Genomic DNA, 17423 nt, shown 5'->3' with positions numbered 1-17423 from the left:
GCTATGTCTGCCGCACCATAAAAACATGCTATATTGATTCCGAAGGCTGTTTTTAACATGTGTGCATAGCCACCTGCCTGTCTTTAGTTTCTTAATATGGATCGCTAATATTCAGTTTTCAATTTAATCCCCAATGCCTTAGACAAAGAAAGGAAGCTGGAAAGTTGCATATCTGTTTCGTCTTTCTACTAATTTCGAGCATAATATCTGTTTTCTTGCTTTTTATTTACATAAATGAAACCAATTAGTTACATTTATGTAAATAAAAAGCAAGAAAATAACGGTCATTGTTGGAGACACTTTCAATATGCTTCTTCGTGTATCCCTTTTACGGCCCGTCCACTGGGTTCGTTTTTGCCTTGGAAGGTGGTATCCCAAGCCAGTGCTTCTGCTGTGGAGCAGGCTACACTGGGCACGCTCGGCACGCTTTTCGCTGCCGATGCGCTGGGGAAGTGCTCTTCGAAAATACTACGATAATAATATTCCTCTTTGTTCTGTGGCGTGTGGATGGGAAAACGTTTGGCAGCCTGTGCCATTTGTTCGTCGCTTACGGCTGTTGCGGTGATGGCTTTCAGCGTATCTATCCAGTTGTATCCTACACCATCGCTAAATTGTTCTTTTTGACGCCAGACCACACTTTCCGGTAGCATATGTGCAAAGGCTTCGCGTACTATTTTCTTTTCAATCACCTTTCCCGATGCCATCTTGGCCTCCGGATTGAGACGCATGGCAACGTCCAGAAATTCTTTGTCGAGGAATGGGACACGTCCTTCTACACCCCAAGCGGCAAGGCTCTTGTTGGCACGCAGGCAGTCGTAAAGATACAGCTTGGAGATTTTGCGTACGGTCTCTTCATGGAAAGCACGGGCGTCCGGTGCTTTATGGAAGTAGAGATAACCGCCGAATATCTCGTCCGCTCCTTCACCGCTAAGTACCATTTTGATTCCCATCGACTTGATGACACGTGCCAGCAGATACATCGGTGTAGAGGCACGTACGGTAGTCACATCGTAAGTCTCGATAAAATAGATTACATCACGTAGTGCATCGAGCCCTTCTTGAATGGTATAGTTTATTTCGTGATGGACGGTTCCGATATATTCGGCTACCTCACGAGCCTTACTGAGATCGGGAGCACCTTTCAAGCCAATGGCGAAAGAGTGTAGCTGTGGCCACCAGGCATCACTGGCACCATCTGTTTCAATGCGTTTGGCTGCATATTTCTTGGCGATGGCCGAAATGACGGAGGAATCCAGACCGCCGCTTAACAATACCCCATAAGGGACATCACTCATTAATTGGCGATGTACAGCTGCTTCAAGGGCATCATGTACATCGGATACATGGGCAGTGTTGGTTTTCACAGCTTCATAATCCATCCAGTCGCGGGTATACCAACGTTTCATTTTTTGTTCTTTACTATGGTAATAGTGTCCCGGAAGGAAGGGTTCGTAATCTTCGCAGAAACCTTCGAGAGCTTTCAATTCACTGCCTACATACACCTTTCCATCTGCATCATACCCGATATAAAGAGGTATAACGCCGATAGGGTCGCGGGCAATGAGAAACTCGTCTTTTTCTTCATCGTAGAGTGCGAATGCGAAAATACCGTTAAGCTCTTCCAAGAAGTGTATGCCTTTGTCTTTATAAAGCGCAAGTATCACTTCGCAATCGCTTCCTGTCTGAAATTCATAACGTCCGGCATATTGTGCACGTATGTCCCGATGATTGTATATCTCACCGTTTACGGCAAGTACCACTTTATGGTCGGGCGAGTAGAGAGGTTGCCCTCCACTTTCCGGGTCGACGATAGAAAGGCGTTCGTGTGCCAGGATGGCACTGCCGCCTACATAGATACCACTCCCAAGGATTTGCTTGCCATCCGGAGAATACAATGGTTGTCCGCCACTTTCCGGATCGACGATGGAAAGACGTTCGTGAGCCAGGATGGCACTGCCGCCTACATAAATACCACTCCAGTCCGGTCCGCGATGACGGATTTTTTGTGCCATACGCAATGCTTTGTCCCGCAATTCTTTCGACTGGTTCTTTATATTGAATATTCCTGCTATTCCACACATGATTTTGAGATTTATGGTTTATGAATTATGATTTCTGGATTTGTGAATTATGAATTATGGCTTTTTGCTGCCCCCCGTTAAGCCGGTCTTTTCCTTTTCTGATAGCTTCTTCTGATAGCTTCGGTCATGATTTCTAATTTATAAATCATAAATCAGTTTCGCTACTCTGCGTCCTTCTGCCATTGCACGTACTACGAGACTGGCTCCTGTTGCCGCATCACCGGCTATGAATACATTTTCCGGATATTCCGGCTGTTCCGGTTTCAGGAATCCCATGGCAAGTAATACCATATCGGCTTCAATGATTTCTTTTTTGCCGGTGGGCTTCATGACTGGTCGTCCACCTGCGGCAGGAGTGCTCCATTCTACCTCTTCTACCTCTACACCGGTGACTTTACCGTTTTTACCGATGAATCGGTTGGAAGCAAGTGACCATCGGCGCATACAGCCTTCTTCATGTGAAGAGGTCGTTTTCAGTACCACCGGCCATTGTGGCCACGGAGTCGCATCATTATGTCCGACAGGGGGCTGAGGCATGATTTCTATTTGTGTTACACTGACAGCTCCTTGTCGTACACTGGTACCTATACAGTCCGAACCGGTATCCCCTCCACCGATGACAAGTACTTTTTTCCCTTTTGCATTCACCATCTTATCTTTAGCAAAAGTCTGTCCTTCTATAATCCGGTTCTGTTGTGATAACATTTCCAATGCAAAATGGATTCCTTTCAGTTCACGTCCCGGTATGGAAAGATCGCGAGGCGTTTCTGCACCGGTACAAATACAGTAAGCATCGAATCCTTCGGGCAGATGAGCCGTGTCTATCGCTGTATTCATTTTGAACAGAATCCCTTCGGCTTTTAATATTTCCATGCGGCGGTCGATGATGTTTTTATTCAGTTTGAAGTTCGGAATACCGAAACGGAGTAGGCCGCCCGGTGCTTCTGCCTTATCGAAAAGGGTGACGGTATATCCTTTTCTGTTCAACTGATTGGCAGCTACCAATCCCGTTGGGCCGGCACCGATTATTGCTACCCGTTTTCCATTACGTACGGGTATTACCGGAGTGATATATCCTTCACGAAAAGCGGCTTCTACAATAGCGGCTTCATTTTCGCGAATGGTTACCGGTTCGTCACACGATAGCTTTAGTACACAGCTTTTTTCGCAAAGGGCAGGACAGATGCGTCCTGTAAATTCTGGAAAATCACATGTGGCAGCCAAGATTTCATAAGCCTCTTTCCACTTTCCCTTGTAGAGAGCATCCTGCCATTCGGGTTGCTTGTTGCCTAATGGACAAGCCCAATGGCAGAAAGGTACTCCACAATCCATGCAGCGCGATGCTTGTAGTTTCCGGTCGTGGGTATTAAGGGTTTGCTCTACTTCTCCATAATCGGTGATACGTTCGTGTACGGGGCGGTATCCGGCCTCCTGACGGTGTATGGTTAAAAATGCTTTTGAATCTCCCATGATGGTTTACGATTTTACGATTTACAATTTACGATTGAAATTACCATTTTGATTTACGATTTTACGATTTACGAATTACGATTGAATTTACCATCTATTTGCGACTGAAGTCATTCTACTTGTTCATTTAAAGAAGTAACTTCAATCGTAATTCGTAAATTGTCTAATCGTAAATCCTAATAGTCTCTTTGCATATCCGCAATCTTCTGTTGCAATTTCCGTATTTGCTCTTCCTGTAGCACCTTTTTGTATTCGATGGGCACTACTTGTATGAATTCGTCTACATAGCGGTTCCAGTCATCGAGTAGGATACGTGCTTGTTTACTACCGGTATATAAATAATGTTGCCGGATGAGCTCATGTAATTCTTTGCGATAACTTGCTTCTTCGATGAGAGATAATTCTACCATCTCCATGTTGCAGAAATAATCGAAATTCCCTTCTTTGTTCCATACGTATGCTACTCCGCCGCTCATGCCGGCTGCAAAGTTTCGTCCGGTTTGTCCCAGTACTACTACACGTCCACCTGTCATGTATTCACAGCAATGGTCTCCTACGCCTTCTACTACGGCGATGGCTCCCGAGTTACGGACGGCGAAACGTTCACCTACGCGTCCATTGATGTAGACTTCTCCACTGGTGGCACCATATAATAAAGTGTTACCGGCTATCGTGTTTTTTTCTGCTTCAAAATTGCTTCGTACCGGCGGTAGTACGGATATGCGGCCGCCACTCAATCCTTTGCCGAGGTAGTCATTGGCCTCTCCTTCCAGTTTGAAGTTGACTCCCGGAGTAAGAAATACACCGAACGATTGTCCGGCAGAACCTTTGAATTTTATATTCAGTGTGTGTTCCGGCAGACCGTTTTCGCCATATTTGGCAGCGATTGCACCCGAAAGCATGGCGCCTACGGCGCGATCCGTATTGGCAATCGTGTATTCCAGTGAGATTTCCTTCTGATACTCAATGGCATCTTGTGCGGCATGAAGTATTTCTACATCTTTGACGGTAGAAATACCGTGATCCTGATCGGTGACATGGCGGATAGCAGCGTTGTTGTCTACTCGTGCCAGTAATTTACTGAAGTCGATGAGCGCATGTTTGGGATTTCCATTATCGGCTTTGCGCTCGATGAGGTCGGTGCGCCCGATAAGATCATCCAGTCTTTCCACACCGATTTCGGCAAGATACTCCCTTACTTCTTGTGCCAAGAAAGTGAAGAAGTTGACCAGATATTCACTCCGGCCGTGAAAACGCTTACGCAATTCTTCATTTTGAGTGGCAACGCCTACCGGACAGGTATTCATGTGACATTTACGCATCATTACGCAACCCAGTACGATCAATGCCGAAGTTGCAAATCCGAATTCTTCGGCACCCAGCATAGCCATTAGTACGATGTCGCGTCCGGTTTTCAACTGCCCGTCTACTTGTAGCATGACTTGCCCGCGCAGTCCGTTCAATACCAAAGTCTGTTGTGCTTCGCTCAGTCCCAATTCCGGTGAAATGCCGGCATAACGAATGGAAGAAGCGGGAGAAGCGCCTGTACCGCCTTCCGCACCCGATATCACGATGAGATCGGCCTTTGCTTTCGCCACGCCGGCGGCGATTGTTCCTATTCCGCTTTCTGCTACCAGCTTTACGCTGATTTTGGCTTTCGGATTTACATTTTTTAAATCGAAGATAAGCTGTGCCAGATCCTCTATGGAGTAGATGTCATGATGGGGCGGGGGAGATATGAGTGAGATGCCCGGTATGGAATGGCGGGTTTTAGCTATCACCTGGTCCACCTTGTATCCCGGTAACTGCCCGCCTTCGCCGGGCTTTGCTCCTTGGGCTATTTTAATCTGTATTTCATCCGCATTGACAAGATATTCCGTTGTTACCCCAAAGCGTCCGGAAGCTACTTGCTTGATGGCACTTCGCAGGCTTGTTCCATCCGCACGGGGGATGAAACGTGCTGCATCTTCTCCACCTTCGCCTGTATTGCTACGTCCGTGAATTTTATTCATGGCTATTGCCATTGCTTCGTGTGCTTCACGGCTAATGGAACCATAACTCATGGCACCGGTTACGAAACGGCGCATAATATTTTCTATTGGTTCTACGCGGTCTATGTTGATGGGGTTACGTTTGAATGCAAAGAAGTCTCGCAAAAAAATGGGGGCTTCTTTGTTGTCTACCATAGAAGTAAACTCTTTGAATTTTTTGTAACTACCCAAACGCGTAGCCAGTTGCAGTGTGCTGATTGTTTCCGGATTCCAAGCGTGCTTTTCTCCATCTTTCCGGAAAGAATACAACCCCCTGTTGTTTAGTTGAAAGTTGAGAGTTGAAAGTTGAAAGTTATTTGGTTGAGAGCTGTTTTGAGAGTTTGCTACGTCTTCCTGCTGCATAGAACTTTCCACTTTCAATTTTCCACTTTCAACTGAAAAAACGGCGTCTCTTGCTATTTCCTCAAGCCGGATTCCGCCGATTCGTGACGGGAGACCGCCAAAATAAGCATTGCTCAATTCCTCGCTCAGACCTATGGCCTCGAATATTTTCGCACCACGATATGAACGGATGGTGCTGATCCCCATTTTGCTCATCACTTTGAACAATCCTTTGCAGATAGCTTTGATGTAATTCTTTTCTGCAGTGGCATAGTCGAGTTGGATCTCTTTTCGGGCAACCAGTTTGTCGAGTATGGCAAAGGCCATATATGGATTCAAGGCACTTGCCCCGAAACCAAGCAACAGGGCAGCGTGCATTACTTCGCGTATCTCGCCACTTTCAACTACAAGAGCGGTTTGTACACGTTTTCCTACCGAGATAAGATGATGGTGTACGGCACTTACTGCCAGTAGCGAAGGAATGGCTGCATGCGTGGCATTCACATCCCGGTCCGTCAGTATGATATAGTTCACACCTTCCGCCACTGATTCTTCCGCCTGCTTGCATATGGTAGTTAATGCTTCCTGTAAGCCGGCCTTACCACGGGAAATTTCAAATAACATAGGCAGCTTCACCGTTTTGAACCCTTTGTAGCGGATATTGCAAAGAATATCCAATTGTGCATTGCTTAAGATAGGATGGTTGAGGCGTACCATTTTGCAGTGGCTTTCGTTTGGGGTGAGAATGTTCATTCCTACGGCACCGATATATTCCGTCAGTGACATTACCAGCTCTTCCCGGATCGGGTCGATGGGAGGATTGGTCACCTGCGCAAATTGCTGCCGGAAGTAATTGTATAGTAATTGCGGCTGATCCGAAAGTATAGCGAGCGGCGTATCATTACCCATAGAACTGATAGGTTCTGCTCCGGTAGTAGCCATCGGAGTGATAATTTTCTCGACATCTTCTTTGGAGTAGCCGAATACATGCAGCATTTGCTCGTATCTTTCTACACTGTGTGATACTTTGCGCCCGCTTTTCAGTTCGTCCAGTTCAATACGGTTAGTCGCCAACCAAGTACGGTAAGGTTTGGCATCCGCCAGTTGTTTTTTCAGTTCGTGGTCGTAGTATATTTCTCCTTTTTCCGTATCAACCAATAATATTTTTCCCGGTTGCAGGCGGCCTTTTTCTTTTATATCTCCCGGTTCGAAATCCATAACACCTACTTCACTGGCTACTACCATCATGTCATTTTTGGTGATGAGGTAGCGTGCCGGACGCAGCCCATTGCGGTCGAGCATGCCACCGGCATACCGCCCGTCACTAAATAACAGTGCGGCAGGACCATCCCAAGGTTCCATCAGGATAGAGTGGTATTCGTAGAAAGCTTTCAAATCTTCACTGATCGGATTTTTTTCATTAAATGATTCCGGTACGAGCATTGCCATTGCATGCGGCAGGCTGAGTCCGGACATAACGAGAAACTCCAAGACATTATCCAGTGATGCACTGTCGCTCATGCCCGGTTGGATAATGGGACGTATCTCTTTGATGTCGCCGAGGGCAGGAGAAGAGAGTACGCTTTCGCGTGCTTCCATCCATCCGCGATTTCCCCTGATTGTGTTTATTTCGCCATTGTGTGCCAGTAGGCGAAAGGGCTGCGCTAATCCCCATGTAGGAAAAGTATTAGTACTGAAACGGGAGTGTACCAATGCCAGCCCACTGGTGAAGTAACTGTTTGTAAGGTCCGGGAAGTAGTTGCGCAATTGCAACGATGAGAGCATACCTTTATATATAATGCTTTTGGTTGAGAGCGAAACGATATAAAAATCTTCTTTCCCGGAGATTGTTGATTTCATTATCCGGTTTTCGATCTTTTTCCTTATTATATATAATTTCCGGTCGGCTGTTTCCGTTTCTGTGAATCCGGTGATAAATGCCTGTTTGATTTCCGGCTCTGCTGTTAATGCCGACTCTCCTAAAATTTCGGAACAAGTAGGTACATTACGCAGGTGCATCAACGTGAGTCCTTCTTTTTCTATCTCTTCGATGATGATACTCAGGATGTCTGCCTGTGCCTTGGTGTTTTTAGGCAGAAAGAGCAGTCCGGTGCCGTAACGCCCTTTTTCGGGGACAGGGATACCTTGCAACAAGATAAATTCATGGGGAATCTGTAACAAGATACCTGCGCCGTCTCCTGTTTTGTTGTCAGCTCCTTCAGCACCGCGATGACGCATGTTTTCGAGCACTTTTAGTGCCGACTCTACGATATCATGCGATTTTTCTCCATGAATGTTTACCAACATGCCAACTCCGCATGCATCGTGTTCATTTGCTGCATCATACAATCCCAACTGTTCGGGTTGTCGTTGGTAAGGTGATTTCTTTGTTTGGCTGATAAAAAGTTCTCTTTTTCTCATTCTTTTTAGCTTTATTGTATGATAATACCAGTTTTATCTATCAAAATGTTTTGCAAAAATATGGATTTAATTTCATAATGATACTATTTATTTGGTTTTGTGTTACACGATTTCGATTGATCTCGTTTAGTGGTGATAATTTGAAAGTGGGCAGTCTTGTTTTTGCGTTAATATGAAAGTGTGGAAAGTTGTTTTGGTTTTAATTTGTAATTTCTTTCTTTTTGAGATTAAAATAATAGAAAAATTAACGTTTTGATATAAAAATCACTTTTTCCTATTCTTATGTCTATATTTTATAGAAAAACTAATCTTTGTGTTATTAATAATATGTATATTTGCTCCCGAAAACAAAAAAATAGGATAATATGTGTGGAATTGTAGGCTACATTGGTAAAAAAGAAGCCTACCCCATCCTTGTAAAAGGTTTGAAGCGATTGGAATATCGTGGATATGACAGTGCCGGGGTAGCATTAATCAGTAACAACCAGCAGTTAAATGTGTATAAGACGAAAGGAAAAGTCTCCGATCTTGAAAATTTTGTCACACAAAAAGACATTTCTGGCAATATCGGTATTGCGCATACGCGATGGGCCACTCACGGAGAACCTTGTTCTGCTAATGCTCATCCTCATTATTCCTCCTCCGAAAATCTCGCTCTCATCCATAACGGTATCATTGAAAACTACGCCGTTCTTAAAGAAAAACTTCAGGCCAAAGGCTATACATTTAAAAGCAGTACCGATACGGAAGTACTCGTACAATTAATCGAATACATGAAGGTGACCAATCATCTGGATTTGCTGACCGCCGTACAACTGGCACTGCGTGAGGTGATCGGTGCATACGCCATTGCCGTATTGGAAAAAGACCGTCCGGACGAGATCATTGCTGCCCGTAAAAGTAGTCCGTTGGTGGTGGGTATTGGTGAAGATGAGTTTTTTCTGGCTTCAGATGCCACGCCCATTGTAGAATATACGGATAAAGTGGTTTATCTGGAAGATGAGGAAATTGCTGTCATACACAGGGGCAAGGAACTAAAGGTGGTTAATCTTAATAATGTGGAAATGACACCCGAAGTGACTAAAGTGGAACTTAACCTGGGACAGCTTGAGAAAGGCGGTTACCCACATTTTATGTTGAAAGAGATTTTCGAACAGCCCGATTGCATTCATGATTGTATGCGCGGACGTGTCAATGTGGAAGGTACCAGTGTTGTGCTTTCTGCCGTTATCGACTATAAGGAAAGGCTTTTGAAAGCAAAACGCTTTATTATTGTGGCTTGTGGAACCTCTTGGCATGCCGGATTGATCGGCAAGCATCTGATCGAAAGTTTCTGCCGTATACCGGTGGAGGTAGAATACGCCTCTGAATTTCGTTATCGTGATCCGGTGATTGGTGAAGATGATGTTGTGATCGCCATTTCGCAAAGTGGCGAGACGGCCGATACATTGGCAGCCGTAGAATTGGCAAAAAGTCGCGGTGCGTTTATTTACGGCATTTGTAATGCGATCGGTTCATCCATTCCGCGTGCCACACATACCGGTTCGTACATCCACGTAGGACCGGAGATTGGCGTGGCATCCACTAAAGCATTTACCGGGCAGGTCACTGTACTCACAATGCTGGCTTTGACATTGGCACGTGAAAAACAGACCATCGATGAGGCTCATTTTCTCAGTGTTGTGCGTGAACTGAATTTCATCCCTGAAAAAATGAAAAAAGTATTGAAACTAAATGATGAAATAGCAGAATTATCTAAAATATTCACGTATGCGCATAATTTTATCTATCTTGGTCGCGGATATTCGTATCCGGTAGCTTTGGAAGGCGCTTTGAAGCTGAAAGAAATCTCATATATCCATGCTGAAGGGTATCCTGCTGCCGAGATGAAGCATGGTCCCATTGCATTGATCGACGCGGAGATGCCGGTAGTGGTGATTGCCACTCAAAACGGTATGTACGAAAAAGTGCTTAGTAATATACAGGAAATCAAGGCCCGTAAAGGAAGAGTGATAGCTGTTGTTACCGAGGGAGACACGGTGATAAGCAAGATAGCCGATTATTGCATTGAACTTCCCGAAACACTGGAATGTCTCGATCCGTTGGTTACTACTGTGCCTTTGCAGTTGCTGGCCTATCATGTAGCTGTGTGCAAAGGTATGGATGTGGACCAGCCGAGAAATCTGGCGAAGTCGGTAACGGTAGAATAATGTGCCAATGAGGCAATTTGTCGATTAGCCAATGTGGCAATGAAGGGATTTGCCAATGAACTGAAAATAAATAATATCAATAATTAATATATTGTGTGCGCAGCCAATTGGCACATTACCACATTGGCATATTGGCACATTATTATTATGGAACAATTAAAGCATGAATGTGGCGTCGCCATGATACGCCTGCTTAAGCCTTTGGAGTATTACGAAAAAAAGTATGGCACTTGGATGTACGGGTTGAATAAACTTTATCTTTTGATGGAGAAGCAACACAACCGTGGGCAGGAAGGTGCCGGACTTGCCTGTGTGAAGCTCGCTGCCAATCCCGGTGAGGAATATATGTTCCGTGAACGCGCGTTGGGGTCGGGAGCTATTACTGAAATATTTGAAACGGTACAGGGCAATTTTAAGGACCTGACTTCCGAACAGTTGCACGATGCCGGCTTTGCCAAACGTAATCTGCCCTTTGCCGGAGAGGCTTATATGGGGCATTTACGCTATTCTACTACCGGAAAATCGGGTATCTCTTATGTTCATCCTTTCTTGAGAAGAAATAACTGGCGTGCCAAGAATCTGGCACTTTGCGGTAATTTCAATATGACAAATGTGGATGAGATTTTTGCCCGTATTACAGCTATCGGTCAGCATCCCCGTAAATATGCCGATACTTATATCATGCTCGAGCAGGTAGGACATCGCCTTGATCGTGAAGTGGAGCGTCTTTTCAATCTGGCAGAGGCGGAGGGACTGACAGGTATGGGGGTGACCAACTATATCGAAGAGCATATCGATCTTGCCAACGTGCTGCGTTCTTCCAGTAAAGAGTGGGATGGGGGATATGTCATTTGCGGATTGACAGGAAGCGGTGAATCATTTGCAATCCGTGATCCGTGGGGCATTCGTCCTGCATTTTGGTATCAGGATGACGAAATTGCCGTCTTGGCTTCCGAAAGGCCTGTCATACAAACTGCCCTTAATGTACCTGTCGGAGAGATTAAAGAACTTCAGCCGGGGCAGGCACTCCTTATCAACAAGGCGGGCCAGCTCCGTACTACTCAGATCAATAAGTCCCGTCAGAGAAGGGCATGTTCTTTTGAGCGTATTTATTTCTCCCGGGGTGGTGATGTGGATATCTATAAGGAACGCAAACTGCTGGGTGAGAAATTAATCCCGCGTATTTTGAAGGCGATCAATAATGACCTTGACCATACGGTTTTTTCCTTTATCCCCAATACGGCCGAAGTGGCGTTTTATGGAATGCTCGAAGGGCTGGACAACTATCTCAATGAAGAGAAAGTACGGCAGATAGCCTCTTTGGGGCATAATCCGAACATGGAGGAACTGGAACTTATACTTTCCCGGCGTATCCGTAGCGAAAAGGTGGCTATCAAAGATATCAAACTGCGCACCTTTATTGCCGAAGGCAACAGTCGCAATGACTTGGCGGCCCATGTGTATGATATTACCTACGGTAGTTTGCGTGCCGGTATTGATAATTTGGTGATTATCGATGACAGCATTGTGCGGGGCACAACACTCCGCCAAAGTATCATCGGCATTCTCGATCGACTGGGGCCGAAGAAGATTGTTATTGTGAGTTCTTCTCCACAAGTACGTTATCCCGATTATTACGGCATCGATATGGCAAAGATGAGTGAGTTTATTGCTTTTAAAGCGGCAGTCGAATTACTGAAAGACCGGGACATGAAAGATGTGATCGCCGCTGCTTACCGTAAATCGAAAGACCAGGCGGGACTGCCGAAAGAGCAGATGGTGAACTATGTGAAAGAAATTTATGCGCCGTTCACTGATGAAGAAATTTCTGCCAAGATGGTGGAGTTGCTTACTCCGAAGGGCACAAAAGCCAAAGTGGAAATTGTATATCAGCCTTTGAGCGGTTTGCATGAGGCTTGCCCTAATCATAGTGGAGATTGGTATTTCAGTGGGGACTATCCTACACCGGGTGGCGTGAAGCTGTTGAATGAAGCATTTATAAATTATATAGAACAAGTATACCAATTTTGAGATTTATGATCGAGGAGATACAATCGAGGAGATTTACGATTAGACGATTTACGAATTACGATTAAGGTCACTGTTTAAATAAACAAGTAGAAAAGGACTTCGGTCACAAATAAAATGGTAATTTCAATCGTAAATAGTAAATCGTCCAATCGTAAATCCAAAAGGTAATTTCAATCGTAAATAGTAAATCGTCAAATCGTAAATATAAAAGATGCGAAATGTAACTTTAATCCTCAACGACGGGAGCCGTTTTCATGGCAAGTCGTTTGGCTACGAAAAGCCGGTGGCAGGTGAAGTGGTTTTCAATACCGCCATGACAGGTTATCCGGAGAGTTTGACCGACCCTTCGTATGCCGGCCAGTTGATGACTCTTACTTATCCGTTGGTAGGTAATTACGGGGTACCTCCTTTTACGGTCGAGCCCAATGGACTGGCTACTTTTATGGAAAGTGAAAAAATCCATGCGGAAGCCATTATTGTAAGTGATTATTCGGAGGAATACAGTCACTGGAATGCAGTGGAGAGCCTTGCCGATTGGTTAAAGCGTGAGCAAGTGCCCGGCATTACGGGGATTGATACCCGGGAGCTGACCAAAGTTCTTCGTGCACATGGAGTGATGATGGGGCGCATAGTCTTCGACAATGGACAATGGGAAATTGACAATGGGAAATTGACAATGGACAATTACGCTACCGTGAATTATGTAGACCGTGTGTCCTGCAAAGAAATAATCTCCTATCTTCCCGATGGAACATCCCGTTCTTTTCCATTAACCACCCCCATTGCGCAGCTTAATTGTCAACTTTCAACTTTCAACTTTCAACTAAAGAAAGTTGTACTTGTAGATTGTGGTGTAAAGACGAATATTATCCGTTGCTTGTTGAAGCGTGATGTCGAGGTGATCCGTGTTCCCTGGGATTATGATTTCAATGAACTGGAATTTGATGGACTGTTTATCTCCAATGGGCCGGGCGACCCTGATACCTGCGATGCTGCCGTACAAAACATCCGTAAAGCGATGCAGAATACGAAACTACCTATTTTCGGTATCTGTATGGGCAACCAGTTGCTTTCGAAAGCCGGGGGCGCCAGGATATACAAATTGAAATACGGACATCGCAGTCATAACCAACCGGTACGCATGGTGGGGACGGAACGTTGTTTTATTACCAGCCAGAATCATGGTTATGCAGTAGACAACAATACATTGGGTGCCGATTGGGAACCCCTATTTATCAATATGAACGATGGTTCGAACGAAGGTATCCGGCATAAGACAAATCCTTGGTTCTCTGCACAGTTTCATCCCGAAGCTGCCAGTGGGCCGACGGATACGGAGTTCTTGTTTGATGAATTTGTAAATCTGCTAAAATAACCGACTATAATGAAAGAACAAAATATAAAGAAAGTGTTGCTTCTCGGCTCCGGCGCTTTGAAAATCGGCGAAGCCGGTGAATTCGATTATTCCGGATCGCAAGCGCTGAAAGCCTTGAAAGAAGAGGGGATAGAAACGATTCTTATCAATCCGAACATTGCTACGGTGCAGACCAGTGAAGGAGTAGCCGATCAGATTTATTTTCTCCCCGTCACTCCCTATTTTGTGGAGAAAGTTATTCAGAAGGAGAAACCGGACGGTATTATGCTCGCTTTCGGCGGACAGACCGCGCTCAACTGTGGTGTGGCTCTTTATAAGGAAGGCACTCTTGAAAAATACAATGTGAAAGTGTTAGGTACACCCGTACAGGCCATTATCGACACGGAAGACCGGGAGCTCTTTGTAGAAAAACTGAATGAGATCGATGTAAAAACCATCAAGAGCGAAGCGGTGGAGAATGTGGAAGATGCCCGTCGTGCCGCTACTGCTTTAGGTTATCCGGTGATTGTCCGTGCCGCCTATGCTCTTGGCGGACTCGGTTCCGGTTTCTGCGACAATGAAGAGGAACTGAATGTACTTGTGGAAAAAGCTTTTGCTTTCTCTCCGCAGGTGCTGGTAGAAAAATCGTTGCGAGGATGGAAAGAGGTGGAATATGAGGTGGTGCGCGACCGGTTCGATAACTGTATTACGGTTTGTAATATGGAAAATTTCGATCCGTTGGGGATCCATACCGGTGAGTCTATCGTTATAGCTCCCTCTCAGACGTTGACGAATAAAGAATATCATAAATTGCGCGAGCTTGCCATTCGCATTATACGCCACATCGGCATCGTGGGTGAATGTAACGTGCAGTATGCATTCGATCCCGAATCGGAAGATTATCGCGTGATCGAAGTTAATGCCCGCCTTTCACGTTCATCCGCATTGGCTTCCAAGGCAACAGGTTATCCGTTGGCTTTCGTTGCCGCCAAATTAGGGCTCGGCTATGGATTGTTCGATTTGAAGAACTCTGTAACGAAAACGACCAGTGCTTTCTTCGAACCGGCATTGGACTATGTTGTCTGCAAAATTCCCCGTTGGGATTTAGGTAAATTTCATGGCGTCGATAAAGAGTTGGGTTCTTCCATGAAGTCGGTAGGTGAGGTGATGGCCATCGGCCGTACTTTTGAAGAAGCTATCCAGAAAGGGCTTCGCATGATAGGGCAGGGGATGCACGGCTTTGTAGAAAACAAGGAACTTGTCATCGCCGACATCGATAAAGCGTTGCGGGAACCTACGGATAAACGTATCTTTGTTATTTCTAAGGCCTTCCGTGCCGGCTATACGATCGATCAGGTGCACGAACTGACGAAAATAGATAAGTGGTTTCTTCAGAAGTTGATGAACATCATGCGTACTTCCGAAGAGTTGCATAGCTGGGGAAACAATCATAAACAGATCGCAGAGTTACCTCTCGAACTGTTGAAGCAAGCCAAACGGCAAGGTTTCTCTGATTTTCAGATAGCCCGTGCTATCGGCTATGAAGGCGATATGGAAGAGGGTATTCTTTATATCCGCAAGCATCGTAAAAGTGTAGGTGTGCTTCCGGTTGTGAAGCAGATCGATACTTTAGCTGCCGAATATCCTGCACAGACTAATTATCTGTATCTCACTTATAGTGGTGTGGCCAATGATGTAACCTATTTAGGCGATCGTAAATCGATCGTTGTGTTAGGTTCCGGTGCTTATCGCATCGGTTCTTCCGTTGAATTCGACTGGTGTGGCGTGCAGGCGTTGAATACGATCCGCAAGGAAGGCTGGCGCAGCGTCATGATCAATTATAATCCGGAGACAGTATCTACCGATTACGACATGTGCGACCGTCTTTACTTCGATGAGCTGACCTTCGAGCGTGTGATGGATATTCTCGAACTGGAAAATCCGCATGGAGTCATTGTCTCTACCGGTGGTCAGATTCCGAATAATCTTGCTTTGCGGCTGGATGCGCAGAAGGTCAATATACTCGGCACTTCTGCCAAGAGCATCGACAATGCCGAAGACCGTGAGAAGTTCTCTGCCATGCTCGACCGCATCGGGGTAGATCAGCCCCGTTGGCGAGAACTTACTTCGATGGACGATATCAATGAATTTGTCGATGAAGTCGGTTTTCCGGTGCTTGTCCGGCCGTCCTATGTGTTAAGTGGTGCGGCTATGAACGTCTGTTCCAACCAAGAAGAATTGGAACGTTTTCTCAAACTGGCAGCCAATGTATCAAAGAAACATCCGGTAGTGGTAAGCCAGTTTATCGAGCACGCCAAAGAAGTGGAGATGGATGCTGTGGCTCAAAACGGCGAGATTATCGCTTATGCTATCAGTGAACATATCGAGTTTGCCGGCGTACATTCCGGTGATGCGACCATTCAGTTCCCACCGCAAAAACTCTACGTGGAAACGGTTCGCCGTATCAAGCGTATCAGTCGTGAGATTGCAAAGGCGTTGAATATCTCCGGTCCGTTCAATATCCAGTATCTGGCCCGTGAGAATGACATCAAGGTGATCGAATGTAATCTTCGCGCTTCGCGTAGTTTTCCGTTTGTCAGCAAGGTGTTGAAGATCAATTTTATCGAACTGGCTACAAAAGTGATGCTCGGTCTTCCGGTAGAGAAACCTTCGAAAAATCTTTTCGAACTCGATTATGTCGGTATCAAGGCATCTCAGTTCTCATTCAACCGTTTGCAGAAGGCTGATCCCGTACTGGGGGTAGATATGGCTTCTACCGGTGAAGTGGGTTGTATCGGAAGTGATACTTCCTGTGCAATTTTGAAAGCGATGCTTTCCGTGGGTTACCGTATTCCAAAAAAGAACATTCTTCTGTCTACCGGCACTCCGAAGCAGAAAGTAGATATGATGGGAGCTGCGCGGATGCTGGTAGATAAGGGTTATAAACTCTTTGCTACCGGAGGAACACATCGTACGCTTGCGGAAAACGGTATCGAAAGTACACTTGTTTACTGGCCGAGCGAGACGGATCAGTACCCGCAGGCTCTTGAAATGCTTCATAATAAGGAGATAGATATGGTGGTCAATATTCCGAAGAATCTTACGGCCGGAGAACTTGACAACGGATATAAAATCCGTCGTGCAGCTATTGATTTGAATATTCCGTTAATTACCAATGCTCGTTTGGCAAGCGCATTTATCAATGCTTTTTGTACGATGAGCATCGATGACATTGCTATAAAAAGCTGGGAAGAATATAAGTAATCTTTATTGAGATTGAGATACTTTTGAATAAAAGCTGCGTGACGGACCACTGTCACGCAGCTTTTTTTATGGCATATCCTGTCGGCATAACTTTAATTCATTATTGTTACTTCTTCCTAAAATAAGTATCTCTCCATAGAAGGAAAAGTAGTTTTCAGTGAAATATTTTCTTTAACATAAAGCTCTACAGCATCCAAAGGAGAATAAGAGAGGTTGGAAC

General features: G+C 45.3%; 7 protein-coding genes. 4 read left to right on the top strand and 3 right to left on the bottom strand.

Annotated features, from left to right (window positions below; translation table 11 throughout):
• Positions 1-302 precede the first annotated feature (302 nt).
• The 3 genes from asnB to gltB form a co-directional block, all read right to left on the bottom strand.
• Entirely contained in the window at positions 303-2081 is a 1779-nt protein-coding gene (asnB, locus tag QVP90_RS09680; RefSeq protein WP_021936297.1) for an asparagine synthase B, read from the bottom strand.
• A 138-nt stretch (positions 2082-2219) separates the two neighbouring features.
• Positions 2220-3551 carry a glutamate synthase subunit beta gene (locus tag QVP90_RS09675; RefSeq protein WP_021936296.1) on the bottom strand — a complete coding sequence of 444 codons (1332 nt, stop codon included), beginning with the start codon at positions 3549-3551 and terminating at the stop codon, positions 2220-2222.
• Between the two features lie 176 nt (positions 3552-3727).
• Positions 3728-8344, bottom strand: a complete 4617-nt coding sequence (gene gltB, locus QVP90_RS09670; protein ID WP_021936295.1) for a glutamate synthase large subunit — start codon at positions 8342-8344, stop codon at positions 3728-3730.
• A gap of 365 nt (positions 8345-8709) precedes the next feature.
• Here gltB and glmS point away from each other — a divergent pair, with 365 nt between their 5' ends.
• The 4 genes from glmS (at position 8710) to carB (ending at position 17203) form a co-directional block, all read left to right on the top strand.
• Positions 8710-10554, top strand: coding sequence for a glutamine--fructose-6-phosphate transaminase (isomerizing) (gene glmS / locus QVP90_RS09665; protein WP_005923299.1), 1845 nt, complete (start codon positions 8710-8712; stop codon positions 10552-10554).
• A 147-nt stretch (positions 10555-10701) separates the two neighbouring features.
• A complete protein-coding gene (locus QVP90_RS09660) occupies positions 10702-12585 on the top strand; it encodes an amidophosphoribosyltransferase (protein WP_264381103.1) in 1884 nt (627 codons plus the stop codon).
• A 211-nt stretch (positions 12586-12796) separates the two neighbouring features.
• The gene (gene carA, locus QVP90_RS09655) at positions 12797-13960 is read left to right on the top strand and encodes a glutamine-hydrolyzing carbamoyl-phosphate synthase small subunit (RefSeq protein WP_021936293.1); all 1164 of its coding nucleotides are present in this window, start codon (positions 12797-12799) and stop codon (positions 13958-13960) included.
• 9 nt (positions 13961-13969) lie between these two features.
• Positions 13970-17203 (top strand): carbamoyl-phosphate synthase (glutamine-hydrolyzing) large subunit, encoded by a 3234-nt coding sequence (gene carB / locus QVP90_RS09650; protein ID WP_021936292.1) that lies wholly within the window; start codon positions 13970-13972, stop codon positions 17201-17203.
• The last annotated feature ends 220 nt before the right edge of the window (positions 17204-17423 follow it).

Origin of the sequence: Bacteroides sp. CAG:189 (assembly GCF_000432295.1) — a bacterium.
Taxonomy (GTDB): Bacteria; Bacteroidota; Bacteroidia; order Bacteroidales; family Bacteroidaceae; genus Bacteroides; species Bacteroides salyersiae.
This window is presented reverse-complemented; position numbering and strand designations above follow the sequence as displayed.